Source organism: Croceitalea marina (assembly GCF_042684265.1).
Lineage (GTDB): Bacteria > Bacteroidota > Bacteroidia > Flavobacteriales > Flavobacteriaceae > Croceitalea > Croceitalea marina.
Window position 1 is genome coordinate 183,622 of the sequence record NZ_JBHULB010000008.1, and the last position, 24,642, is coordinate 208,263.

28 protein-coding genes are annotated in these 24,642 nt (G+C 37.2%); 17 read left to right on the plus strand and 11 right to left on the minus strand.

Annotation, left to right across the window (positions count from 1 at the left end; translation table 11 throughout):
• Nucleotides 1-88 precede the first annotated feature (88 nt).
• Entirely contained in the window at nt 89-970 is an 882-nt protein-coding gene (locus ACFSQJ_RS07835) for a thermonuclease family protein (protein WP_377766393.1), read from the plus strand.
• Nucleotides 971-994: 24 nt separating this feature from the next.
• On the opposite strand, the gene ACFSQJ_RS07840 is transcribed toward ACFSQJ_RS07835, so the two are convergent.
• Together ACFSQJ_RS07840 and ACFSQJ_RS07845 are read right to left on the minus strand one after the other, a co-directional pair.
• A complete protein-coding gene (locus ACFSQJ_RS07840) occupies nt 995-1,294 on the minus strand; it encodes a hypothetical protein (RefSeq protein WP_377766394.1) in 300 nt (99 codons plus the stop codon).
• 9 nt (nt 1,295-1,303) lie between these two features.
• The gene (locus tag ACFSQJ_RS07845; RefSeq protein WP_377766395.1) at nt 1,304-1,885 is read right to left on the minus strand and encodes a M23 family metallopeptidase; all 582 of its coding nucleotides are present in this window, start codon (nt 1,883-1,885) and stop codon (nt 1,304-1,306) included.
• A 58-nt stretch (nt 1,886-1,943) separates the two neighbouring features.
• Between ACFSQJ_RS07845 and ACFSQJ_RS07850 the strand changes: the two genes are divergently transcribed.
• Nucleotides 1,944-2,966: a DUF3089 domain-containing protein gene (locus ACFSQJ_RS07850; protein WP_377766396.1), complete on the plus strand. Its 1,023-nt coding sequence runs from the start codon at nt 1,944-1,946 to the stop codon at nt 2,964-2,966.
• A 2-nt stretch (nt 2,967-2,968) separates the two neighbouring features.
• Nucleotides 2,969-4,858, plus strand: coding sequence for a hypothetical protein (locus ACFSQJ_RS07855; RefSeq protein ID WP_377766397.1), 1,890 nt, complete (start codon nt 2,969-2,971; stop codon nt 4,856-4,858).
• On the opposite strand, the gene ligA is transcribed toward ACFSQJ_RS07855, so the two are convergent.
• From ligA to ACFSQJ_RS07875, 4 genes are read right to left on the minus strand one after another with little or no spacing between them, the layout of a single operon-like run.
• Nucleotides 4,855-6,849 carry an NAD-dependent DNA ligase LigA gene (gene ligA / locus ACFSQJ_RS07860; RefSeq protein ID WP_377766398.1) on the minus strand — a complete coding sequence of 665 codons (1,995 nt, stop codon included), beginning with the start codon at nt 6,847-6,849 and terminating at the stop codon, nt 4,855-4,857. The genes ACFSQJ_RS07855 and ligA overlap by 4 nt on opposite strands.
• Complete coding sequence (locus tag ACFSQJ_RS07865; protein ID WP_377766399.1) at nt 6,850-7,431, minus strand: LOG family protein; 582 nt, start codon at nt 7,429-7,431, stop codon at nt 6,850-6,852.
• Nucleotides 7,428-8,291 (minus strand): peptide chain release factor N(5)-glutamine methyltransferase, encoded by an 864-nt coding sequence (gene prmC / locus ACFSQJ_RS07870; protein ID WP_377766400.1) that lies wholly within the window; start codon nt 8,289-8,291, stop codon nt 7,428-7,430. The genes ACFSQJ_RS07865 and prmC overlap by 4 nt, the downstream gene beginning before the upstream one ends.
• Nucleotides 8,288-8,776, minus strand: coding sequence for a GNAT family N-acetyltransferase (locus tag ACFSQJ_RS07875; protein ID WP_377766401.1), 489 nt, complete (start codon nt 8,774-8,776; stop codon nt 8,288-8,290). The genes prmC and ACFSQJ_RS07875 overlap by 4 nt, the downstream gene beginning before the upstream one ends.
• A gap of 29 nt (nt 8,777-8,805) precedes the next feature.
• Here ACFSQJ_RS07875 and ribD point away from each other — a divergent pair, with 29 nt between their 5' ends.
• The 4 genes from ribD to ACFSQJ_RS07895 are packed head-to-tail and all read left to right on the plus strand — an operon-like array spanning nt 8,806 to nt 11,921.
• Complete coding sequence (gene ribD / locus ACFSQJ_RS07880) at nt 8,806-9,855, plus strand: bifunctional diaminohydroxyphosphoribosylaminopyrimidine deaminase/5-amino-6-(5-phosphoribosylamino)uracil reductase RibD (protein WP_377766402.1); 1,050 nt, start codon at nt 8,806-8,808, stop codon at nt 9,853-9,855.
• Entirely contained in the window at nt 9,848-10,456 is a 609-nt protein-coding gene (locus ACFSQJ_RS07885; RefSeq protein WP_377766403.1) for an HAD family hydrolase, read from the plus strand. Before ribD ends, ACFSQJ_RS07885 begins: the two co-directional genes overlap by 8 nt.
• Nucleotides 10,450-11,313, plus strand: a complete 864-nt coding sequence (locus ACFSQJ_RS07890; RefSeq protein WP_377766404.1) for an EamA family transporter — start codon at nt 10,450-10,452, stop codon at nt 11,311-11,313. Before ACFSQJ_RS07885 ends, ACFSQJ_RS07890 begins: the two co-directional genes overlap by 7 nt.
• On the plus strand, nt 11,313-11,921 hold the full coding sequence (locus ACFSQJ_RS07895; protein WP_377766405.1) for an IMPACT family protein: 609 nt from the start codon (nt 11,313-11,315) through the stop codon (nt 11,919-11,921). Before ACFSQJ_RS07890 ends, ACFSQJ_RS07895 begins: the two co-directional genes overlap by 1 nt.
• Here the strand turns inward: ACFSQJ_RS07895 and ACFSQJ_RS07900 are convergent.
• Nucleotides 11,918-12,316, minus strand: coding sequence for an acyl-CoA thioesterase (locus ACFSQJ_RS07900; RefSeq protein ID WP_377766406.1), 399 nt, complete (start codon nt 12,314-12,316; stop codon nt 11,918-11,920). The two genes, ACFSQJ_RS07895 and ACFSQJ_RS07900, sit on opposite strands and share 4 nt — an antisense overlap.
• Nucleotides 12,317-12,516: 200 nt before the next feature.
• Here ACFSQJ_RS07900 and dnaA point away from each other — a divergent pair, with 200 nt between their 5' ends.
• The 3 genes from dnaA to ACFSQJ_RS07915 are packed head-to-tail and all read left to right on the plus strand — an operon-like array spanning nt 12,517 to nt 15,132.
• Nucleotides 12,517-13,941, plus strand: a complete 1,425-nt coding sequence (dnaA, locus tag ACFSQJ_RS07905; RefSeq protein WP_377766407.1) for a chromosomal replication initiator protein DnaA — start codon at nt 12,517-12,519, stop codon at nt 13,939-13,941.
• An 11-nt stretch (nt 13,942-13,952) separates the two neighbouring features.
• Nucleotides 13,953-14,417: a low molecular weight protein-tyrosine-phosphatase gene (locus ACFSQJ_RS07910; protein WP_377766408.1), complete on the plus strand. Its 465-nt coding sequence runs from the start codon at nt 13,953-13,955 to the stop codon at nt 14,415-14,417.
• Nucleotides 14,404-15,132, plus strand: a complete 729-nt coding sequence (locus ACFSQJ_RS07915) for an SAM-dependent methyltransferase (protein WP_377766409.1) — start codon at nt 14,404-14,406, stop codon at nt 15,130-15,132. Before ACFSQJ_RS07910 ends, ACFSQJ_RS07915 begins: the two co-directional genes overlap by 14 nt.
• 53 nt (nt 15,133-15,185) lie before the next feature.
• Here the strand turns inward: ACFSQJ_RS07915 and ACFSQJ_RS07920 are convergent, their stop codons facing one another.
• From ACFSQJ_RS07920 to dapF, 4 genes are all read right to left on the minus strand, one after another.
• Nucleotides 15,186-15,830 (minus strand): hypothetical protein, encoded by a 645-nt coding sequence (locus tag ACFSQJ_RS07920; RefSeq protein WP_377766410.1) that lies wholly within the window; start codon nt 15,828-15,830, stop codon nt 15,186-15,188.
• Nucleotides 15,831-15,986: 156 nt separating this feature from the next.
• Complete coding sequence (gene mltG / locus ACFSQJ_RS07925; protein ID WP_377766411.1) at nt 15,987-17,033, minus strand: endolytic transglycosylase MltG; 1,047 nt, start codon at nt 17,031-17,033, stop codon at nt 15,987-15,989.
• Nucleotides 17,030-17,554 (minus strand): GNAT family N-acetyltransferase, encoded by a 525-nt coding sequence (locus ACFSQJ_RS07930; protein WP_377766412.1) that lies wholly within the window; start codon nt 17,552-17,554, stop codon nt 17,030-17,032. The genes mltG and ACFSQJ_RS07930 overlap by 4 nt, the downstream gene beginning before the upstream one ends.
• Nucleotides 17,548-18,324 (minus strand): diaminopimelate epimerase, encoded by a 777-nt coding sequence (gene dapF, locus ACFSQJ_RS07935; protein ID WP_377766615.1) that lies wholly within the window; start codon nt 18,322-18,324, stop codon nt 17,548-17,550. Before dapF ends, ACFSQJ_RS07930 begins: the two co-directional genes overlap by 7 nt.
• Before the next feature lie 134 nt (nt 18,325-18,458).
• Here dapF and ACFSQJ_RS07940 point away from each other — a divergent pair, with 134 nt between their 5' ends.
• The 7 genes from ACFSQJ_RS07940 to rplS all read left to right on the plus strand — a co-directional run bounded on the left by ACFSQJ_RS07940 (nt 18,459) and on the right by rplS (nt 24,089).
• Nucleotides 18,459-19,850 carry a S1C family serine protease gene (locus ACFSQJ_RS07940; RefSeq protein ID WP_377766413.1) on the plus strand — a complete coding sequence of 464 codons (1,392 nt, stop codon included), beginning with the start codon at nt 18,459-18,461 and terminating at the stop codon, nt 19,848-19,850.
• A 127-nt stretch (nt 19,851-19,977) separates the two neighbouring features.
• Nucleotides 19,978-21,426 (plus strand): glyceraldehyde-3-phosphate dehydrogenase, encoded by a 1,449-nt coding sequence (locus ACFSQJ_RS07945; RefSeq protein ID WP_377766414.1) that lies wholly within the window; start codon nt 19,978-19,980, stop codon nt 21,424-21,426.
• A gap of 96 nt (nt 21,427-21,522) precedes the next feature.
• Complete coding sequence (locus tag ACFSQJ_RS07950) at nt 21,523-22,131, plus strand: tRNA (guanine-N1)-methyltransferase (protein WP_377766415.1); 609 nt, start codon at nt 21,523-21,525, stop codon at nt 22,129-22,131.
• A gap of 9 nt (nt 22,132-22,140) precedes the next feature.
• On the plus strand, nt 22,141-22,587 hold the full coding sequence (locus tag ACFSQJ_RS07955; RefSeq protein ID WP_377766416.1) for a GNAT family N-acetyltransferase: 447 nt from the start codon (nt 22,141-22,143) through the stop codon (nt 22,585-22,587).
• 36 nt (nt 22,588-22,623) lie between these two features.
• The gene (gene trmD, locus ACFSQJ_RS07960) at nt 22,624-23,298 is read left to right on the plus strand and encodes a tRNA (guanosine(37)-N1)-methyltransferase TrmD (RefSeq protein WP_377766417.1); all 675 of its coding nucleotides are present in this window, start codon (nt 22,624-22,626) and stop codon (nt 23,296-23,298) included.
• Between the two features lies 1 nt (nt 23,299).
• Entirely contained in the window at nt 23,300-23,608 is a 309-nt protein-coding gene (locus ACFSQJ_RS07965) for a hypothetical protein (RefSeq protein WP_377766418.1), read from the plus strand.
• A gap of 130 nt (nt 23,609-23,738) precedes the next feature.
• Nucleotides 23,739-24,089 carry a 50S ribosomal protein L19 gene (rplS, locus tag ACFSQJ_RS07970; RefSeq protein ID WP_377766419.1) on the plus strand — a complete coding sequence of 117 codons (351 nt, stop codon included), beginning with the start codon at nt 23,739-23,741 and terminating at the stop codon, nt 24,087-24,089.
• Nucleotides 24,090-24,642 lie beyond the last annotated feature (553 nt).

Sequence of the window (24,642 nt, forward strand, 5' to 3'; positions counted from 1 at the left end):
ACAAGTTTAACTTACAACTACACATTTTTGATATGATTCTGTACGATTATTATTAACTTAAAATTCTTAATTAACAAAGCATTTGAATATGGCAGAAGTACCTATTTTTTGGGACCCCAAAGGTATTGAACTCAACCAACTGGGCAAGAAGAGTAAATCTGGAGATCCTGCTGACGGCGACACCCCTTATGTTAGAATGCCCATTCGCATGTTGGGCATAGACACCCCAGAAACAAGTTATTTAGGGGGTGAGTCTACCGCAAATACAAAATTGGGTGAGCTAAAAACCTTTTTGGAAAGCGGCAATTTTGATTCTTGGATAGATTCTGGGTTGAAGGCCCTATTGCTGCCAAAACTTACTAATGCCGGTACTTTACAGATTACACAAGGTCTTGCAGCCAAAGAGTTTTTTAGACAGCTCATGAACCAAAGATTACAAAAACCAAACGGAACCAACCGTAGTCTTTTTGTACGATCCGCAGATGAGCATTTTGATCGTTATGGCAGGCTTCTAGCTTACGTTGCCCCCAGCTATACCAAAACCGAGCTTTCATCGGTTACCGCGGATGAACGAAAAACATTCAATCTTTTATTGTTAGAGTCTGGCTGGGCCTCTTCCATACTAATTTACCCGAATCTGCCAAAGAATTCTGATCTACTTCTGGCGAGGTTAGGAACAAGAAAGGCCTTTGAAAATAACCTTGGGGCTTGGGCCGATTCTAAAATGCTTACAGCATATGAATACAGAATGTGCATGAAACTGCATCAACAGTGTAAAAAGGCTAAAGCATCAGAAGGCTTTTTTATTAATGAAAGTAGTTGGGTTCAACGTTATTGTGTTGACATGACCAGCCTAAAAATCTATAATCCGCAACGCTACTATAAAGTAAAACCTTATAATCGTTTTTTTATCTGGGGAGATGATGTTAGAAAAGCTGTAGGGGAATTAAATCTGCAGGCCGGAGAGTAAATTTTAGCTACCGAGAACATTAAATCATTTCGATAAAAGTGATTCTATAATTTCCTTAATTTCATCTTGAATAGATAGGCTAGGAAATGGTTTGCCAGCCAGCCTATACCAGTAATCGGCATTAAACTTGTCACCTTCTGCGCGGTGTAGATGAGCATGAATCCAACTACCTATCGGAGCATGAAGGTCTTGGGCAATATCATGAGATGCTTCCCAATCATTATTTGAGGCATACCAAAGAGCTTGTAGTGCCAAAGGCCATTCTGTATCCGGCATTTCTTCGGTCAATGTTCTTGTAAAATCATCGTAATTCTGAGGTGTCATTTTATAAAGTTAAGGCCGTAACCAAATATCAGGATTCAAATAAAATATTTTTTTCCAGCCTTGCACTGCATTATCGTCCCATAAGGCAAAATAAGGAAAGGGCGTCGTAATGGCGTAATGTAGATGTGGTGGCTTGCCCTTCGCGTTTCCGGTATCGCCAACGGCACCAATAACCGAACCTCTTTTCAAAGGTTTCAGAGGAAAAGTTTCAATTCTATCTAAATGCGCATAGTAATGAAATCGCCACTTGGGGCCTAGAACCATAACGGACTTCCCTCCTTTTCCACCGTCAAAGGTATACACTACAATTCCGTTAGTAGATGCTACAACTGGTGTTCCTTTTTCCGCAAAAATGTCAATTCCCTTATGCGTAATAGAACTCCCCCACGGGTAGGCCCAAAAAGATTTTTCATCCCAACTTTTTAAATCGGCGTTCTCTACGGGAATTATCATTTTCTGAGGCACCGCAAAACCCAAAAGTAAAATGAGCATCGGCGCCCAAAACCATTTTTTAAAATAACGATAGCGTACTAAAAAGGCAAAGCTTGATAGTAGTACATACCAAAATCTTCTTGTCGTGTTTGTAATCATTTACGGTTGAAGGCTATTTTCATTTCAACTTCAAAAATCTTTCTCTAAATTAGGCGATATGATTCGATATTCGCTACTCCTTATTCTATTTGTTATATTTCAATTCACCTCTTGTAAGACTTATGGTCCTTCTGCAACTTATAGCAGCCCTGAGGTTTTAGAAATTGACTACTCAAACCTGAATCACTGGGCCGCCCATCCAGATAAAAGGGATAACGCAGATAAAATTCCAGGGTCTGACAGAACTGCATCATCAAATTTGAAAGCAGATGTTTTTTTTATCCATCCAACAATATATAGAAGTAAAGGGAAAAATCTTCCTTGGAACCCAAGTATATCAAATAAAGAATTAAATAACCAGGTCGATGCGTCTACCATTCTATTTCAAGCCAGCGCATTCAATGCTGCCGGACGTGTTTTTGCGCCGCGCTATCGGCAAGCACATCTGGTTAGCTATAGCACATCTGATAAAGAATCAGCAAAAAAAGCATTTGCATTGGCCTACAACGATGTAAAAAATGCCTTTGAACACTACCTTAAATACTATAACAATGGTAGGCCCGTAATCATTGCAGGGCATAGTCAAGGAACAACCCATGCAGGACCGCTAATCAAAGAATTTTTTGATAACACATCGTTACAGCAGCAATTAGTAGCTGCATACCTCATTGGCATGCCAGTGACCAAGGACTATTTCAAAACTATTTTTCCTTGTGAAAGCGCAACCGAACTGGGCTGCTTTATTTCGTGGAGAACCTTCAAAAGAAACTACATTCCAGATGACAGACCTGTCGACGATTCTATTTTAGTAACTAACCCTTTAAACTGGACAACGGATACTACCTATGTTGCAAAAAACCAAAACTTGGGGGCTGTACTCAGAGATTTTAATCGAATACTTCCAAGACGTGTAGACGCTCAAGTTCATGAGGGTATTCTATGGGCAACAAAACCAAAGTTTCCTTGGAGCTTTTTATATCGCAGTAAAAATTACCATATCGCAGATATCAATTTCTACTACATGAATATTAAGGAGAATGCCGAAAGAAGAGTAAAAGTTTATCTAGATGCCAAAAACTAACTATGAAACCTTATTACCTCAAATTAACTCTATTCTTTTTAGCACTAAGCACAAATGGTTTTTCGCAAGAAACTTTTGATATTCAATTTCCTCAAGGCGAGAGAAGCATTGTTTGTCAACGGTGCTTTCAGGCCTTTGCCCAAAAACCCAAGGAAGTAGGTTTTTCAATTAAGATGGACCAAACCAATACGCTCTATTTTGAGGTGAACGATAAGAAATGGTTTAACCTCTTGTTTAAAAACGCAGGTGATGGTATTGCCGTAGATGTCGTTTCAAAAGATAGGTACGGCTGTCTTGAAGTATTGCCAGAGTTACAGCAAATACGGGGTGAACTTCTAAAACCAGTTTACGCCCCTGAGTTAAAAAAAACCCTTCGCCCAGCTGAGAACAATAAATTTAGAGCTCGGGTCGGACGCTTGCCAGATTCATACAAGACTAAAGAAGTTGAATTTAACATCCTCTTTTTAACGGATAAGAACCTTTGTCAATACTATACTATTTTCAACCTAGAATCCTACCAATGGGATTTGTTGGATATGGGCATGTATCTAGACTCTATAACCTACAAGACCAAGTTAAGTGCCAAAGCGCACGATGACCAGTATTCGCTCAAACAAAAAACACTTACGTTTACCATTCCTTTTGAAAAAAATAAATCTATCTATTCTCAAGAGGATATAAAACCCCTTTACGATTCGCTCAGATTAACTGATTTCAATATCAAAAAAATTGATATAAAGGCTTATGCCTCAGTAGAAGGTAATGCCGAACGTAACCTAAAACTACAACAAGAAAGGGCATCAAGTATAGTAAAAGCAATGCAGGCTTTTCAAGAGCCCACAATAGAAACCAAAGTTTCTACGTCTGAAAACTGGGTAGAGTTCTTGAATGATATTACCGGAACGAACTTTGACTCTTTTAAATCGCTGCCCAAAGCCGAGGTAAAACAAAAACTAACTGGCAGCACTGCACAAGAATTAGAGAAATACCTTCGAAACCATAGAAAAGCAGTTATTCGTTTAGAATTGGAACGTATAGACAAGTATAAGGACATGGCTACAGAAGTCATTATTAGTTTATTTAATCAAGCAATTGGTGACGATAATCTAGACGAAGCAACTACCCTGCAAAACTCGATTTTTGAACGCTTAAAAGACAAAGAAGCAAATCCAGATGTATTGTCTTCCATGGAAATTCCAAGACAGTTAAAATATACGCCATTTTTTAATAAAAACTCTGCTTTTAGGTATTTAAAGGATGAACGCAATCTGCTTATTGCCTACAAAGAACTCCAAGAGCTAGAAAAATTAGCTCCAAAGGACAAACGAATTAAATACAATATTGCCGCCTTAAAAATGCGTATTTGGCGCTATAACGTAGAACCTGTAAAACAGGAAAATTTTAAGAACGAACTCTTAAACCTAAAAAAGTACGGCATTAACCAAAGATTAATCAATCGTATGCTGGTGAACTATCACATTATTAAAAGTGAGTTGTACATGCGAGCAAGAGATTATGCCAACAAGGATAAATCCGTAGCATATATAGTGGCAAACTATAAAAACGTACCACTCCAAGATTATGATTACCTAAGTCTAGCCCAGTTTTTGACCTATTATGCCGACCTTAAGGCTGCCGAAAATTTACTACAACCAAAAATGAAGACCGTAGACGTTGATGAAAATCTGTTGTTTTACTATCTAAACCTTACATTGGTGAATAAGGAAATCATTCAAAATCCTGAGTATCGCACCATCATGCTTAATGCCATTAACCTGAACAAAGAACGATTCTGTAGGCTTTTCAATGCATCCAATGAAGGTGGGATCACCTTCCAGTTATTGGAAGATGATTATTTACATGACACCTATTGTGAGAGTTGTGAGAATTAAAACATGTTCAAAAACTCCTGCTCAGAAATAATAGGCACCCTGAGCCCTTCGGCCTTTGTTTTTTTGCTTGGCCCCATATTAGCCCCGGCTACTAAATAGGTGGTTTTAGAAGATATGGAAGAAGAAACCTTACCTCCATTATCTTCTATCAATTTTTTAAGCTCTGTACGACCAATAGTTTCAAATACTCCAGAAACCACAAAAGTTTTTCCTTTTAAGGTGTCCGATTGATTTTGTAGTTGCTCTTCAGATAATGAAAATTGCAGACCATATGATTTTAATCGCTCAACAATCCGTTGATTGGTTTCATCACTAAAAAATTGTACCACACTTTCCGCAATTCTACCCCCTATTTCATCGACTGCGATAAGTTCTTCTTCGTTGGCCACCATCAAGGTGTCGATATTTTTATAGGCCTTGGCCAGTTTCTTTGCTACCGTTTCCCCCACATAACGTATCCCTAGTCCAAAAAGAACGCGTTCAAAAGGAATTGCTTTTGAAGCCGCTACCCCGTTCACCAGATTTTCTGCGGATTTCTCCGCCATACGTTCCAAAGGCATAACCTGCTCTTTAGAAAGGGTATATAAATCAGCATAGTTGCCAATCAAGCCCTCTTTAAACAATAACTCTACAGTCTCACCTCCTAAGCCTTCGATATCCATCGCTTTACGCGAAATAAAGTGTTGAATGCGACCCGTAATCTGTGGCGGACAGCCGGAGTCATTCGGGCAAAAATGCTGTGCTTCCCCTTCCTTTCGAATCAGCGCTGTATCGCATTCGGGGCAATTTGTTCTATAAATAGTCGCCTGGGAATCAATTGGGCGTTTAGTGAAATCTACTGAAATTATTTTTGGTATAATCTCCCCACCCTTTTCAACAAATACCGTATCTCCTTCACGAATATCCAGTTTTGCTATTTGATCGGCATTATGCAAAGAGGCTCTTTTTACAGTGGTACCCGCCAGTAAAACAGGTTCTAAGTTTGCTACTGGGGTTATCGCACCTGTTCTACCTACTTGATAGGTAATCTCGTTCAATATAGTAGAAACCTGCTCCGCCTTGAATTTATAGGCCATTGCCCATCGTGGTGCCTTGGCGGTATACCCTAATTCGTCTTGATGTCTTAAACTATTGACCTTAACGACTACGCCATCGGTCTCATACGGTAAATCGTGACGCTTAACATCCCAATCTTCGACAAACTGCATTACTTCATCTGTAGTTTTGCAGAGCTTCGCTACCGTGGGCACTTTAAAGCCCCATTCGCGTGCTTTTTCGAGCATGTCAAATTGAGCGTCGAAATTCAAATTCTTACCGACTATACTATATAATAGGCATTCTAAAGGGCGCTTAGCCACAATAGCGCTGTCTTGAAGTTTTAAGCTGCCAGATGCTGTATTTCTTGGATTCATATAGGCTTCTTCACCATTGGCCAAACGCTCTTGATTCATTTTGGCAAAACCCTCTAGGGTAAGGATGATTTCACCTCTAATATCAAACTTTGCTGGGTAATCGCCCTTTAATTGAAGTGGTACCGATTTTATTGTTTTAATATTTGCGGTAACATCATCACCTTGAAATCCATCGCCCCTGGTTACTGCTCGAACCAATTTTCCCTCTTCATAAGTTAAACTTATAGATGCCCCGTCATATTTTAATTCACAGGTAAAGGCCACCTCAACATCCCCTAAAATACGTTGAATACGTTTTTCCCAATCCTCCAAATCTTCCTTTGAATAGGAGTTATCCAAAGAGTACATTCTAGACTCATGAACTATAGTTTCAAAATTCTTGGTTACTGCCCCACCAACCCTTAAAGTGGGGGAAGATTCGTCATAGAACTCTGGATATTGCTCTTCTAAGGCCTGAAGTTCTTTCAGCTTTATATCAAAATCATAATCTGAAATAGTAGGATTGTCCAAAACATAATAGTTGTAATTATGTTCCCTTAATTCATCACGAAGGCTCTCTATTTTATCTTTAACGTCCATTTACGTCTGTTCTTTGGTTAACCATTTTGGTACTGGGATTGGTTTATAAGCAGCCATTTTATGCAGTAAATCAGGAATTGTGTTTGCCACCAAAATCATATCAAGATTGATTTGCTTTACAAATTCTTGGTGTACCATGTGTTGCATCATACTTAAAAGTGCATCATAAAACCCGTTTGTATTTAAAATGCCGATAGGATATTGGTGCAAACCTAATTGTGCCCAAGTAAGCATTTCAAAAAACTCTTCTAAAGTTCCATATCCGCCAGGAAGCATGATAATTCCATCAGATAGCTCGTGCATCTTGAGCTTGCGCTCATGCATATCTAGGGTGACGATTAGCTCGGTCAGTTCAGGGTGATAAACTTCTTTTTTCATTAAAAACTTTGGAATTACTCCGATAACCTCCCCCTTATTAGTTAGCGCACCTGATGCTACCTGGCCCATAATTCCGATTTTTGCGCCGCCATATATCAATTTGATGTTAGATTCAGCAAAAGCTTTACCTAACGCAAATGCATCTTGGGCGTATTTTTTATCGGCTCCTTCACTACTGCCACAAAACACTACAACACTTTTCATTGTTCTTTTTTTATACCACGAAGCATACGCGTGTTTTCAAAAATATCTTTTTTCAAGCTTACGTCACAAAAATTTTCGCCTTCAAATAAATCCTTGGTTTCTTCTGCTAAGTATTGATTGAGTTCAGCATAAATTTTTCCGTTTTTAAGCAAATGGGTATCTGAAAATTGAGCGATTGCTTTATAGAATATAAGGGCGTTATTATCAGGCACGAACAAAGCTAAAGAAGGTTCGTGTTTTTTAACATTATTCTTAATCTCCGCTTTTTCAAGCTCTCGAACATAAGGCGGATTGGAAACAATAATATCAAAGTTTGAATCGAGCCTGAGGCTCGCATCTAAAACATCGCCTTGAACAAATTCAATTTCAACAGTATTTAATTTCGCATTCTCTTGTGCTAAGACAAGGGCCTCGGGTGAAATATCTAAGGCCGTTACTTTAGCATATGGTAAGGCTTTGGCAAGAGCAATTGCAATGCAACCGCTCCCAGTTCCAATATCTAAAATGTTGATATGCTCTAGGTTTAAGCTTTGTACGTCCTCCAATATCCAGGTTACCAGTTCTTCGGTCTCTGGTCTAGGGATAAGTACATTTTTATTTACTTTTAAGGTTACATCCATAAAGTACGCTTCCCCTAAAATGTATTGAATAGGTATTTCAAGTTTTAGTTGTGCCAACGCGTCAAAAAAAGGTTGTTCTTCTTCTTTACTAATAGCAAGTTGTGGCTGCATTACCAAGGCAAACCTTTCAAGTCTCAAATGTTTTTCTAACAAAAGGTAGAAAAAAGTGGCTACCTCTTCTTTAGGGTAAAGGGCATCCAATTCAAGATGAAATATGTTTTTGATTTCAGATACGATCATGTCAAGGTTTTAAGCATCCAAACAGGGCAGGAATAGTGACCAGTGTCTCCCAGTGGTTTTTCAATATATTCAAAACCATTTTTTAAGTATAGTTTCTGGGCCGCTTTCATATAAGGCATGGTTTCTATGTAGCATTGTTCATAGCCAAAGAATTTTGCACGATCCAAGCAGGTTTCAATCATTTGGGCACCTAAGCCCTTACCTCGTGCACTTTCTAAGAAATACATTTTTTGTAGCTCGCAGATATTGCCTTCATAATTTTCTAATTGTGCAATACCTGCACACCCCATGATAACGCCGTTTTCCTTTAAGACAAAATAAGTGGCTCTTGGTTTGTCGTAGGCCTCGAACATTGTGTCTAGAATTTTATCGGCATACGCGGTACCAACTTTGGGCACACCTAAATCTTCTAAAACCTTACGGATTACTTTAGCAACTTCTTGGTTATCATTTAAAGTTATTTCCCGAATATTGACTGACTGCATTTTGAAATTTATTATGCTACTTTTATGCCGTGAATATAGATGAAAAATACATGTTGCGCTGTATCCAATTGGCCAAAAATGGATTAGGCACTACAGCTCCCAATCCAATGGTCGGTTGCGTAATTATTCACAAAGAAAAAAATATCGGAGAAGGATATACCAGCCCTTATGGCGGGCCACACGCAGAAGTGAACGCAATCAACGCTGTAAAAAATAAAGCAGTACTTTCTGCATCAACGTTATACGTCACCTTAGAACCATGTGCGCATTTTGGCAAAACGCCACCTTGTGTTAATCTCATTTTAAAATATAAGATTCCTCGAGTGGTAATCGGACTTCAAGACCCGAACAAAAAAGTAGCTGGCAAGAGCATTGAAATGCTAAGAGATGCTGGTTGTGAAGTTAGCATTGGTGTTTTAGAAAAGGAATGCCGTGAGCACCATAAGCGATTTTTAAGTGCTCAAGAAAAACAAAGACCTTATATCATATTAAAATGGGCAGAAACCATAAATGGTTTTATCGCTCCGGTTAACGCCATCCGTAAAAAAGAACCCGAACCCTATTGGATTACCAATCCATATTCCAAACAACTGGTGCACAAATGGCGCAGCCAAGAGCAGGCAATCTTAGTTGGAACAACTACCGTTTTAGCCGATAACCCAAAGCTCACTGCAAGAACTTGGAAGGGTCAAAACCCTGTAAGGGTAGTTATAGATAAAGATTTAAAGATACCCGCTAATTATAACATATTCGATGGTTCTGTTAAGACCATTATTATTACTACGATAGATGATACTTCAAAATTTATCGATAGTGTCTCATATGAAACTGCAACCTTTAAAAACTTACCAAAAGAAATTTGCGATATACTCTACAAACATGAAATAAATAGTGTTTTTGTAGAAGGTGGTGCCCAGACATTACAAGCTTTTATTGATACTAATTTTTGGGATGAAGCCAGAATTTTTAAAGGAAATATCACTTTTGCAAATGGAATTAAAGCTCCAAGTATAACAGGAAAACAGATAGCCGAAAAACGAATTTTAGAGGACAATTTGAGAATACTTAAAAATGATTAAAAACCTGATACTTGATTTTGGCGATATTTTTATCAACCTAGACAAATCTGCGACGGCAAGGGCCATGAAAGCTTTCGGGTTTGAAGAAATAACCCCAGAATTAGATACATTGTTCAAAGACTATGAAAAAGGCTTGATTACTACCGAGTCTTTTTTAAATACAACCCAACTGCTGTTCCCGAAAGCAACAAGAGAAGATTTAATAGACGCATGGAACGCGATTTTATTGAATTTTCCCGATTATCGTTTAGAATTTATTGAAGAATTGGCACAACTAAAAAAGTATCGCTTGTTTTTATTGAGCAATACCAATGAACTTCATATTGATTATGTTAAACAACAGATTGGAGTCTCAAAATATAATAGCTTTAAAAACTGTTTTGAAGTTTTTTACCTTTCTAACGAAATGGGAATGCGAAAACCGGATACTGAGATATTTCAATTTGTGTTGAAAAAGAACGGATTGATAACTGAAGAAACCTTTTTTGTAGATGACACAAAAGAAAATATAGATGCCGCCGCCGAATTAGGTATTAAAACCTGGCATTTAAATGTTGGTCAAGAAGATATTACTTCATTAAAATCGAAACTGCAATGTTAGACCTTATTCTGAGCGTACTCTGCTCGAGCTTAATATTTGTGATCTTCAAGCTTTTCGATGTTTTTAAAATTCAGACGCTTTATGCCATAATCACAAACTACATTGTGGCCAGCTGTACCGGATTATTCTTTTACGAAGAAAAAATTAGTGTAACCCAGGTATACCATTCAGATTGGTTTTGGGGAACGCTTGCTTTAGGAGTACTTTTCATCATTGTATTTAACATCATGGCAAAAACTTCTCAGCAAGTAGGGGTGGCAGTAGCCTCTGTAGCTACAAAAATGTCATTGGTTATACCCGTTTTGGTGGGGATTTTAGCTTACAAAGAATCTTTATCCACCTTAAAAGTGATTGGTATTTTGTTAGCACTGGCAGCAGTTTATTTTGCATCGGTAAAAGAAAACACGATTTCGTTTTCAAAGAAAACGCTTTTGCTTCCTGTTTTAGTTTTCTTGGGCTCCGGGATAATAGATGCAAGTATCAATTATTTTAGGGAGACCAAATTAAATAGTACCGAATTTCCGTTATTTTCTGCCACCGTATTTGCCGCGGCAGCCACTACAGGCTTATTATTTATTGTATTAAAGTCTTCAAAAGCTCCACTTAAAGTAAATTTTCGAAATGTTTTGGGAGGAATTGCACTTGGGATACCCAATTACTTTTCGATTTTCTTTTTACTAAGGGCACTGCAGAATGACACGCTCAATAGCGCATCGGTCTTTACCATAAATAATGTAGCTATTGTGATGTTCTCTACACTTTTAGGTATCGTGCTGTTCAAAGAGAAACTGAACCCAAAAAATTGGGGCGGAATTGTCTTAGCAGTCATTAGTATTTTATTGGTAGCGCTATTTTAATGGAGAACGATTCTTATAAAACAGTAGCAAAAGCCTCAAATGAAGTACTTTTTAAGGATAGAAAAAGTAAATTTTTCGGGTACGTATTTCCAATCAACACAGAAGATGAGGTGAAACCCATCATTACCGGTTTAAAAAAGAAATACCATACTGCCAATCATGTATGTTATGCATGGCAACTAGGTACTGATACCATATCTTATAGAGCCAATGATGATGGAGAGCCGAATAACTCGGCAGGCATGCCTATTTATGGTCAAATTCAGACCTTTGAACTCACTAATGTGCTAGTGGCCGTTGTTCGCTTTTTTGGCGGAACTAAGCTTGGAGTTGGCGGATTAGTACAGGCCTATAAAACATCGGCACAATTGGCCATTGAATCAGCTTCAATTGTTGAAAAACTGATTGAAGTACAATTAAAAATTGTATTTGATTACCCCGAAATGGATATTGTAATGCGAATTTTAAAACAACATCACGTTCATATCCTATCTCAAAAGCTAGAACTAAATTGTGAATTACTTGTAACGGTTAGAAGAGGTGAGTATGAAATGATTCAAAAAAGATTTGATGAGCTTCATAAAATCTCCATTTCAAAAATTCGTTAAAAATCCAATTTATCGAGAATATAATCGGGACATTTCATCGGTTTATTTTTCGCTTTATCCATAAAAGCCAAAACCGTATTTGCCTCAACTAACAATACCCTAGTTTCATTATAGATTTTATAGTCAAATTCAATCTTCACCATAGGCTTTTTTCGCAGTGTAGTTTCTACTGTAATCAAATCATCATATTTAGCAGATTTTAAGTACTTTAATTGTAAGTTTATTACTGGTAAAAGTACACCGTTTTCTTCCATTGATTTATATGTTACGCCCAAATCCCTTAGCCACTCTACTCTTCCCATTTCAAGGTACTGCGCATAGTTGCCATGATAGACAATACCCATCTGATCTGTTTCACCGTATCGTACCCGAAAAGAAAGTTTGTGATTCCTCATGTTTTTAACTGAAAAAGTATATATTTATAGGCTTTGATTTCCTGACTGGAACATGCGAAAAAAAAAGTATAAATTCAACCTGTAATCATTTTTTTTTTAGGTTTTTTGTTCACATATTTGTCGCACCTATTTTTACAGGGAAACATCTAAAGTTTTTCTAAAACTTATAATACTAACCAACAAACAAAGGAACAATTTTTATGAGTGTTACTGCATCTTCCGTTTGGAACAACTGTTTGGCTTTTATCGAAGATAATATCCAACCGCAGGCATTCAAAACTTGGTTTTTACCAATAATTCCCGTTAGGTTAACCGACAACGCATTGAGTATTCAGGTGCCGAGTAAATTCTTTTACGAATGGCTTGAAGAACACTATGTTAAGCTTTTAAAAGTAGCATTGACCAAAGAGTTGGGTGCCAACGCCAAACTGGTTTACATTATTAAGATGGAGAACAAGTATGGTAACAACGAGCCTTTTACCGAAAAAATACCAAGTTCAAATCGCTCAGCTATGGCGCCACAAGAACTTGATGTTCCTATAACTTCGAAAAATCCGGAATTAAAGAATCCGTTCGTGATTCCTGGCATACGAAATATTAAAATCGAATCTCAATTAAACCCTAATTATAATTTCGAGAATTTCTTAGAAGGTGATTCAAATAGGCTTGCAAGATCAGCTGGAATGGCCGTCGCCAACAAACCCGGAGGCACTTCATTTAATCCACTATTGATTTTTGGTGGGGTTGGGTTAGGAAAAACACATTTGGCCCATGCCATTGGTGTTGAAATAAAAGATAAATATCCCGAACGTACCGTTCTATACATTTCTGCGGAAAAATTTACCCAGCAATATATTGAATCTGTAAAAAAGAATACTCGTAACGACTTTATACATTTCTATCAGTTAATCGATGTCTTACTAATAGACGATGTTCAATTTTTATCAGGAAAATCGGGTACCCAAGACGTGTTCTTCCACATTTTCAATCATTTGCACCAAAATGGCAAGCAGGTTATCTTAACATCCGATAAGGCACCGGTAGATATGCAAGATATCGAACAACGTTTACTGTCGCGTTTCAAGTGGGGGCTATCGGCAGAATTGCAAGCTCCGGACTACGAAACCAGGGTTTCTATCCTTAAGAACAAGCTTTACAGGGATGGTGTTGAAATGCCCGATGACATTATTGACCATGTTGCCAAAAACATTAAAACCAACATCAGGGAGCTAGAGGGTGCCATTATTTCTTTAATTGCCCAATCTTCATTCAATAAAAGAGAAGTTACTCTTGAACTTGCACAGCAGGTCGTAGAAAAGTTCGTAAAGAATACAAAACGTGAAGTTTCTATAGACTACATTCAAAAAGTAGTTTCCGATTATTTTGAAATGGATGTTGCCACGCTCCAATCAAAAACAAGAAAGCGTCATATCGTACAGGCGAGACAATTGGCCATGTTCTTTGCTAAAAAGTTTACAAAAGCTTCTTTGGCAAGCATAGGTTCTCAGATTGGAAAACGTGATCATGCCACAGTACTGCATGCTTGTAAAACAGTTGACAATCTAGCTGAAACCGACAAGCAGTTCAGAAAGTACATTGAAGACCTTAATAAGAAGTTTACCTAATCACTTTAAGCATGACCAAAGTTTTGATGGTGTGCCTTGGTAATATCTGCAGGTCTCCATTGGCCGAGGGTATATTACAATCAAAGACAAATGCTGCTACTGTTTATGTTGATTCTGCCGGCACAGCCGGTTTTCACGTGGGTAACCGGCCAGACCAACGTTCCATAGCCGTTGCAAAAAAATACGGAATAGATATTTCAACCCAAACTTGCAGAAAATTCTCTTCAGCGGACCTTGAGGTATTTGACCTTATTTATGTTATGGATGAGAATAATTATGCTAACGTAATTGTCAAAACTTCAAATGATAGTCAAAAGGATAAAGTAAAATTACTTTTGAGTGAAATTAATGGTGAACTAAAAGAGGTTCCAGATCCGTACTATGGCGGTTCCGATGGATTTGAAAATGTATTTCGGCTTATTGAAGAAGCCTGCAATACCATAGCCGAAAAACTTAACGGAAATGCAAACAACTAACCCAAATAGCACTTTTGGTAAATTATATTTAATTCCAAGTACCTTGGGAGACAGCCCTCCACTTGAAGTCTTGCCAATATCGATAAAAAGGGCAATAGAGAATATTGACCATTACATCGCCGAAAACGAAAAGACGGCAAGAAAGTTCATTAAGGCCGTAAGCGCCAACAAATCACAGCCGGAACTGCATTTTGAGACCTTAAATAAATTTACCGACCCCTCAGAACTCCCCAACTATCTTAGTCCCTGTCTTCAAGGTTTGGATGTCGGACTATTATCGGAAGCCGGTTGCCCTGCAATTGCGGACCCTGGCGCAAATGTCGTGCGTATAGCCCATGATAAAAAAATTCAGGTAGTGCCTTTAGTTGGGCCTTCTTCAATTTTATTAGCAATGATGGCTAGTGGTATGAACGGGCAAAATTTTGCCTTTAATGGATATCTGCCCATAGACAACAGCGAGCGAAGAAGCGTTATTAAAAAATTTGAACGTAGATCAAAAGAAACCGGTCAATCTCAGATTTTTATAGAAACCCCTTATAGAAACGATAAACTACTTACCGAACTACTAAAAGTACTTCAACCTCACACACAACTCTGTGTAGCGGCCGACATCAGTCTTCAAACCGAAACCATATACACCAAATCTATCGGCGATTGGCGAAAAGTAATGGTAGATCTGCACAAAAGACCTACCATCTTTATTATTCAGGCATAAAAAAATCCCAAAGCAAAAATTGCTTCAGGATTTTCTATTGTTCTCGTATCGCACTAAATTTTCGGGTTATGCACCGATTTTATCATTGAAATATCATAACCATTGAATTTCTTCACATAATAGGCAATGGTGCTACCGTAAGCATCTGAAAAGTCTGTCTTTCCATAAGACCTAAGGTATTTTTTCACATTGCCAGCTCCGGCAAGGTGCGCTGCAGCTACAATTCCCGATTCTGAAATAGTCGTTCCGTTAATGCGTTTTCCTACAAACCTTTTAATATCTCTTCTTAATATCCATTTGTTTCTAGAGACATTCAATTCAAAAACATTCTCTTGAAGAACCGGGTCGTTCAAAAACTTTTTGGTATCATGAACTCCCAACAGTTTTAATGTATTAGCACCGAATTGATACTTACCTAAGTATCCTAGAGTATTAACAACTCCATATTGTCCTTGTGATTCTTTAAAAGCGATAGCCTCTTTAAAACCCTGAAAACCGTTCTTTAAGAAAATAGTGTTTGTGTCATACGTCTCTGCTGATTCTTGCACCTTAGGAAATGCCGCAAGGGTGTTCTCAACTACCCTTGCACTTTCTGGAAGCATAACAAATTCAACATTCTGATTAGTTATGTTTTTTCCAAAACTGGTCAAAACCACAATAATTACCAGATGACCTAAAAAACTGATCCATCTTTTCATAATTCAAAATTTTAATTTCTACGGTAATACGCAGATTTAAATTTGAGGGGGCAAATATAGTGGGGGAAGTTTGTTGATTGATGTTAAAGCTCCTAAGATTTTCTTAAAACATACCCAAATTACGTTAACAGGTGAGATTTAATCGCCAAAACGAGCTTATCTCTTGATTCTCTGATTGTTCAACCATCGGATATACTGCTCTTTATTACGGTTATGTTGCGCCAAGGTCTTGGCAAACATGTGGTATCCGAAGTTTGAAACGTCGGCAACAAAGAATAAATACTCATGTTTTTCAGGATTTAAAACTGCGTTTATAGAAGAAACATCCGGCATTGTAATGGGTCCTGGAGGCAAACCTTTGTTTTTATAGGTGTTATATGGAGAGTCCATTTCTAAATCTCGGTAAAGCACTCTTTTAATAATGGTATCATAATTTCCTGTCTCTTTTTTTATGGCATAGATAACTGTAGGGTCTGCCTGAAGTGGAATACCTTTTCTTAGGCGATTCAAATATACCCCTGCTACTCTTGGGCGTTCATCTACCTTAGCTGTCTCTTTTTGCACTATTGCTGCAAGTGCCAATACTTTCATGGGGCTAAGATCAAGTGCTTCGGCCTTAGCTTTTCGTTCATCATTCCAAAAACGATTATATTCTTTAAGCATACGCTTACGAAAACCTACTGCATTTGTATTCCAAAAAAATTCGTAGGTATTGGGTAAGTATAGTGATAGTTTGGTATCGTCGTTAAAGTTGTTCGCACTTAAAAAATCTGCTTCATTAAATGCTTTTACAAGAGAGACACTATCGGCTTCAATCTGCGCGGCAATTCTACCTGCCAAAGCTTCAACAGTCTCTTGATTATTGAAAGAAACCTTTATAGCAATATTGTTACTTCGTAAAGAATTGACAATATCATTATTATTCATCCCTTTAGCAATCCTATATTTACCCCCCTTTATGTTTGAAGTATATCCTTTGCGTTGTGCTACCGCCTCAAAAGTACTCCAGTCTTTTAACAAAGGGGTCAGTTGCTCTTTTACCTGGCCAATAGTGGCATCCGAAGGAATAAAAATGTAAGCTTCCTCGTTATCAAAACTGGTGTTTGGTAAAAAAATAGCCCCATAAATAGTGTAGGCAAAGTAGCCACAGATCACCAGTCCTAAAATGGCAGTTGCCCAAATTACTTTTTTTAAATTCTTCAAGATTTTACTTTTTGATATAAAACTTCATTTTTAAAGGTTCCGTCCGTCAAAATCCAATCTTTTTTAATTCCAACTTTTTGGAAGCCCTTCTTTTCAAAAAGCCGAATGCTAGGTGCGTTCGTCTCTAAAATATTGGCATATAATTGATGTAGATTCAACTTAGTGAAAACATAGTTGGATACTAGATCTAAAGCCTCTTCCCCTACTCCTTTATTTCTATTCTTTTCTTCCATTATAATAATCCCCACCCCAGCCCTCAAGTTTTTTGGGTCAAAATCGAATAAATCAATAAGTCCGATAACAAGGTCTTCAGTATTACAGATACACAAACGCAATTGCTTGACCTCATAAATATCTCGATGGGCATTATCTAAATACAGCTGCAATACCCCTTTCGAGTAAGGGGCTAATGTGCCACTAACTTCCCAAATCTCCGTGTTATTTTCTAATTTATATAAAAAATCAAGATCTTGTTTTTCAAGGGCCCTCAGATAAATATTTTCACCTTTTAGACCTAGCATGAAATTTCTCCTTTAAACACAAAATTTGCAGCACCAATAAGGTATACGTCAGTATACTTTCCTTCATTTTCAAAAAAAGTTACCTGCAACTTACCTCCTTCTGTATTTATATGAATATGGTTTTGTTCGGTTACTTTTGCTTTATGCATAGCTAAAGCAACAGCCGTAACACCAGTGCCACAAGAGAGAGTTTCATCCTCAACACCACGTTCATACGTGCGTATTTGAAAAGTATTGGAATCTACTGGGGACACAAAATTGATATTACTACCTTCTTTACCATATATGCCATAGCGGAGCTTAGCGCCTTCTTTTGCAACGTCTAATTTAGCCAGGTCTTTCACAATTTGTACATGGTGTGGCGAACCCGTATCTAAAAAAACATACTTCTCTTTCTCTTTGACCTCATCTACATCTATCATCTGTAGTGTGACCAAATCATGAGTAATAGTAGCTTTATGAAGGCCATCTACGGCATTGAAAGTAGTATCATTCTCAATCACCCCTAGTTTTTTTGCAAAAGCAACAATGCAACGCCCACCATTGCCGCACATAGTGCTTTCATTGCCGTCAGAATTGTAATAGACCATCTTAAAATCTGACAATTCGTCATTTTCTAGCAGAATTAGTCCGTCGGCTCCAATGCCAAATTTTCTGTCACATAAAAAAGCAACCAATTTGGTATTGTTTTTGGGAAATAATTGCTGACGATTATCAATAAGCACAAAATCGTTTCCTGTGCCTTGATATTTGTAAAATTGAAGTTGCAAATCCAAATCCATCGGGTAAAGATACTATATTCTTTAAGGATTTTTTTGCAGTTAAAAGAGCGTTAAACTGTTAAAATGAACTTTTAATTTCGACTACTTTTAGGAAAGCTAAATGTTAAAATAAAACTTTGAATATGAAAAGAACAGCAAATTTATTCGTAGTTGCCCTTTTAGCCGGGGGAATAACCTTAGGGGCCTACAAGTTATTTTTTGAAAAAGAAACGTACAATTACTTATCAGATGACAATACCGCTTCATTTGTGACCACGAGCAATCTTAGCACTTCTGCGAGAGGTGCCGGCATTAATGAGGTAGACTTTACCATAGCGGCCGAAAAAACAGTAAATGCCGTGGTTCACGTCAAAAATATGACACTTGTTGAACGAAATCCTGTAGCGCAGTTCTTCTATGGCTCCGAAGCCATCCAAAGACCTCAAGTAGGTACTGGATCTGGTGTTATCATCTCCCCTGACGGGTATATTGTTACCAACAACCATGTTATTGATAGAGCTACAAAAATTGAAGTTACCTTAAATAACAATAAAAGTTACGAGGCCGAAGTAGTTGGGGCCGACGCGAATTCAGACATTGCGCTATTAAAAATCGATGTTGAAAATCTGCCCTATTTAGCATTTGGTGACTCTGATAATGCAAAAATCGGGGAATGGGTTTTGGCCGTTGGCAATCCTTTTAATCTTACCTCTACTGTAACAGCAGGTATAGTTAGTGCAAAAGCACGCTCTTTATCGGTAGCAAGAAATCAGTCTTTCATACAAACAGATGCTGCCGTAAACCCGGGCAACAGTGGTGGTGCCCTTGTAAATACCAATGGCGATTTAATTGGAATTAATACAGCAATAACTTCGCAAACTGGCTCTTATGTCGGTTATTCGTTTGCTGTACCAAGTAATATTGCTAAAAAAGTAGTCGATGATTTATTGGAATTTGGTAATGTTCAAAAGGGAATTTTAGGAGTAAATACAGTACCAGAAAATTCAAAACAAGCCTTGGAGCTTGGCATCAATGAGATTCAAGGGGTATATATCGCTGGTATTGCGGACGAATCAGGTGCTGAAGAAGCTGGCCTTAAGGTTGAAGATGTCATTAAACAAGTTGACAACGTTAGGGTTACCAAATTCTCAGAGTTAACAGGATATCTTTCCGCTAAGCGTCCAGGGGACGAGGTTGAAGTAACTATAGATAGAAATGGTAAAAAAATGGTGTTACCTGTTGTCTTAAAGAAAAATCAAACAGCGGACATGCCTGTAATGGGATTCCGGGTTAAAAATCTTTCTGAAAAAGACAAAAAACAATACAATCTTAAAGAAGGAGTTAAAATTATTGACGTACCACAACAATATGTGAATTATGATTTGATAGGAAAGGTAATTATTAAAGTTGACGATGATGAAGTCAACGATATTGACGATGCCAAGGCTATTTTTAGTAAAATATCAAGATATGGCTCTACCAGTATAACTTTAATGACCGAAGACGGAGAACGAGAAAGACTTATTTTTCAGTAAATAGCAAATAACAATTAGCAAAAAAAGCGCCTCATTGGAGGCGCTTTTTATTTATCAATTATTCCTTTTACGAAAACGTTTGAAATAACTACTTTTGCGAAAAATTTAAACAACCAGTACTCCAGTTATGAGTGATATTAAATCTTACGAAAAAGAATTGGCATTTCAAGCAGATAGACGAAAGGCTACTACCGAATTCATAAAGTTGATAAGTGATTTATGGTATGATAAGTCCATCGAAGTAGTTCTATTTAAAAATCAGGTAATCGATAAAAATGTAAGTGATATTATCAATTTGCATGAATATGCTGGAGAGTTTGTTCAAAAACCGATTTCCATTTTTGATTCAGTTGAGCTTTTAAGAGCTATAAACGATATTAATATGCCAGCTGCAAAACTGGATATTGGCAAGCTAACCTATGAGTACCATTCCCAAGAAAATAGCCACTTAAACGTAAAAGCATTTGTATTAGACAAGCTTAATGATTCGCAAGATTCAAAAGATATTAAACCGAAAGACGTGGTTTTATACGGCTTTGGTAGAATAGGCCGCTTATTGGCAAGAGAATTAATGGCCAAGACAGGCAAGGGCAATCAATTAAGGTTAAGAGCAATCGTCACTCGTGGAGAAGTAAGTGATGCTGTTTTAGAAAAAAGAGCTGCCCTAATGCGCACCGACTCTGTTCATGGGCAATTCAGCGGAACGGTGGAAATCGACTCTAAAAAACAGGCTTTATTAATCAATGGCACTACGGTTTACATCATAAGTGCAGATAAACCAGAAAGTATCGATTATACCAAATATGGTATTTACAATGCTTTGATTATTGACAATACAGGAGCATTCAGAGATAAAAAAGCACTTTCGAGACATCTAGAAGCCAAAGGAGCCAACAGGGTATTGCTTACCGCACCAGGTAAAGAAATTCCAAATATCGTTCACGGTGTTAACCACAAAGAATATGACCCTGACACTACAAAGATTTTTTCAGCGGCATCATGCACAACCAATGCCATTACCCCAATTTTAAAGGTAATTGAAGATTCTTTGGGCATAAAAAAGGGTCACTTAGAAACTATACATGCCTATACCAACGACCAAAACTTGGTCGATAATATGCACTCAAAATACCGTCGTGGTAGAGCTGCAGCTTTAAACATGGTAATTACAGAAACGGGCGCTGGCAAAGCGGTTGCAAAGGCATTACCTTCTTTAGAAGGCAAATTGACTTCAAACGCTATTCGTGTTCCCGTACCGAATGGTTCATTGGCTATTTTGAATTTAGAAGTCAAAAACAAAACATCGCAAGAAGCTGTAAATACCATTCTTAAAAAGTATGCACTTGAAGGTGATCTGGTAGAACAAATAAAATACTCGTTAAGTAATGAATTGGTCTCTTCTGATATTGTAGGTACATCGGCACCTTCTATTTATGACAGTAGAGCGACATTAATTTCCGGTGATGGCAAAAACATTGTGCTTTATATCTGGTATGATAACGAATTCGGGTACTCCCATCAGGTAATTAGGCTAGCAAAGTACATCGCTAAAGTAAGACGCTATACCTATTATTAGAATAAATTTAAAAAGAGATAAATTCATTTTTTTGGTGATTTATTTTATTGGTGTACCTTCGTTTTGCTCTAAATCTAAAGTAAAAGTAGAACTCCTATGAAAAAAATTATGATTCTCTTAGGTGGATTATTATTAGCAATAAACCCACTTAAAGCCCAAGACGAAACTACATCTAAAAACGAAGACACTAGTATCAGCGGTCAATTTGAGACCATTATTAGAAAGTCTACCAATTACAGACAAGCTGGTAAAAGATACGAGGTTGTTCGTTTATTAGAACTGGAAGCGCTCAGAAAGAATATTCTCGATTCCATTTCTACCGCCAATGGCACTATTATTGGTCTTAGGGCTACAATAGCAGAAAATGAGACTTCGATAAGCTCTCTTAATACCAAATTGGATGAGACTACAAAGAATCTCAATCAATTGACCGAAGAAAAGGATAGTATGTCTTTTTTCGGCGCCATGGTTTCCAAGGGCACTTATAAAATTATTGTATGGTCTATTATTTTTGGTCTGTTGGCCTTTTTGTTATTCTTTATTTACCGTTTTAAAAACAGTAACTTTTTAACACAACAAGCAAAATCTGCGCTTGCTGATGTTGAAGCGGAGTTTGAACAACATCGTAGAAGATCTCTGGAAAGAGAGCAAAAGATAAGTCGGGAATTGCAAGACGAAATCAACAAAAACAAAAAAGGGGCCTAACCCATTTACATGAACATTATACGTGCCACAAAAGAACATATTCCTTTAGTGGTGACCTTGTTTGATGCATATCGGGTGTTCTACCAACAGTCTTCCGAGAAAAAAAGTGCCTTTACTTTTTTGGAGAAACGTTTAGAATTGAATGAGTCTATTCTATTTCTTGCTATAGAGAAGGATACTCCTATTGGATTTACCCAACTATACACCTCTTTCTCATCTGTATCCATGGAAGCCTTTTATATTTTAAACGATTTATATGTAAGTCCTTCACATAGAGGAAAAGGAGTTGGGCAGGCATTATTAAATAAAGCAAAAGAACAATGCCTTCTCATGGGCTATAAAGGTGTTGGGTTAGAAACTGGTATTGAAAACCCTGCGCAACATTTATATGAAAGATTAGGTTGGCAAAAAGACAGCAAACATTTTCATTATTTTTGGTCAGCCCATAAAACCTGAATAATAGCCTACTTTTACACCATATAAGTACCTATCATGCGCATTGATATTATTACTGTTTTACCAGAGTTACTTAAGAGCCCTTTTGAAGCTTCTATCTTAAAACGAGCCATTGAAAAAGGGCTTGTGGAAGTACATTTGCACAATCTAAGAGATTTCTCTTTAGGAAATTATAACCAAGTTGATGATTACCAATTTGGTGGAGGGGCTGGAATGGTGCTTATGGCCGAACCCATAGATAAGTGCATTTCTAAACTAAAAGAAGAAAGAGTCTACGACGAGGTCATTTATATGTCACCCGATGGTGCTACGTTGAATCAAGGTATGGCGAACGGATTATCACTAAAGAAAAATATTATTATACTATGTGGCCATTACAAAGGAGTGGACCAGCGTGTTCGAGATCTTTTTATTACAAAAGAAATTTCTATAGGTGATTATGTATTATCCGGAGGTGAACTTGCTGCCGCTGTGTTATCCGATGCCGTAATTAGATTGCTTCCGGGGGTTTTAAATGATGAAACTTCAGCTTTAACAGATACCTTTCAAGATAATCTATTGGCGCCCCCTGTCTATACTAGACCATCAAACTACAAAGGGCATAAGGTGCCAGATGTATTATTAAGCGGTAATTTCCCCAAAATAGAAAAATGGCGAGAAGAACAGGCATTAAAAAGAACTGAAACCTTGCGACCTGATTTATTAGAATAATATGACTTTTGACCCTATTTATATTGTAGGCGGTATTTTAGGAGACCTGTCACAATTACTATTACTGGTATTTTGCATTGTTCTAGTCTTTAAGATTAAAAATACCGCTACCGTATTAATGTTAGCGGGAAGCATTCTTACCATATTTTTTTACGTATTTAATATCATATGGACCACCATAGCAGCTACTAATGGTCCTGAAGCCGTTGCTAAATCAGTTGCTTTATTAAATGTTCTCCAAAATATACCCCCGGTAATTTTTGTAATTGGTTTTTCGCTATTCGTTAATAACCATATAAAGAAAAACTAGTAGATAGAGCTAAAAAAATCTCAAAACTATTGTCAGTTTTAAATTAAGAACTATTTTTGCACTCCATTAAAGTTAACCTCTGACGAAAATCGTGAATGTTGATTTTAAAAAACACTTAAATTGATTCGAAATGGAATCGCTAATAAAATTTGTAGAAAACGAATTCGTAGAAAAGAAAGAATTTCCAAAGTTCTCTTCCGGTGATACTATCACTGTGTACTACGAAATTAAAGAAGGTGACAAAACAAGAACCCAGTTCTTTAAAGGTGTTGTCATTCAGCGTCGCGGTAGTGGTGCGACGGAAACCTTTACCATAAGAAAAATGTCGGGTACTGTAGGTGTTGAGCGTATCTTCCCAGTGAACATGCCTGCACTCCAAAAGATAGAATTAAACAAAAGAGGTAAAGTTAGAAGGTCAAGAATCTTTTACTTTAGAGGTCTTACCGGTAAGAAAGCAAGGATTAAGGAAATTCGTTCTTAAGCTTACCTTTTAACAAAACCATAAAGCATCCTTTAATTTAGGATGCTTTTTTTTATGAACAATTGTTAATAACCATAGTTCATAATATGTTGATTTTTAGTTGCTTATAATATACTCCAAATTCAAAATAAACAGTACATTTATCTAAGAATTTAAAAAGATGGTAACAAATTTTTAGATTCTTCTTAAAGTTGACGTTCTTTAAAATATTGTTCGCTTAATTTAATTGGTAACACTACTAATCTTAAGATAAGCTTGTCGATAGACAGTGCTCAGGCAAAAGAAATCGACAAATACGGTTTTTGTGTGCTATTGGAAGAGCAATTTTCCTTTATGACAAAAATTAAAGAACAATAACCAGATACACTCTTGTGGTTTGATTGAAAAATTAAAAGCAGAGTTAATCTAAACGTTGAAACACTTGTCTAAATGTGGCCCAAGGCCGAAACTGCGATGGCAACATACGGTTTAAAGTTTATGAAGTGTTTGCAAAAAGCCATATCAAAGTATTCGTACGATGATATGGCTTTTATTGTTTTTATACTCCATTAAT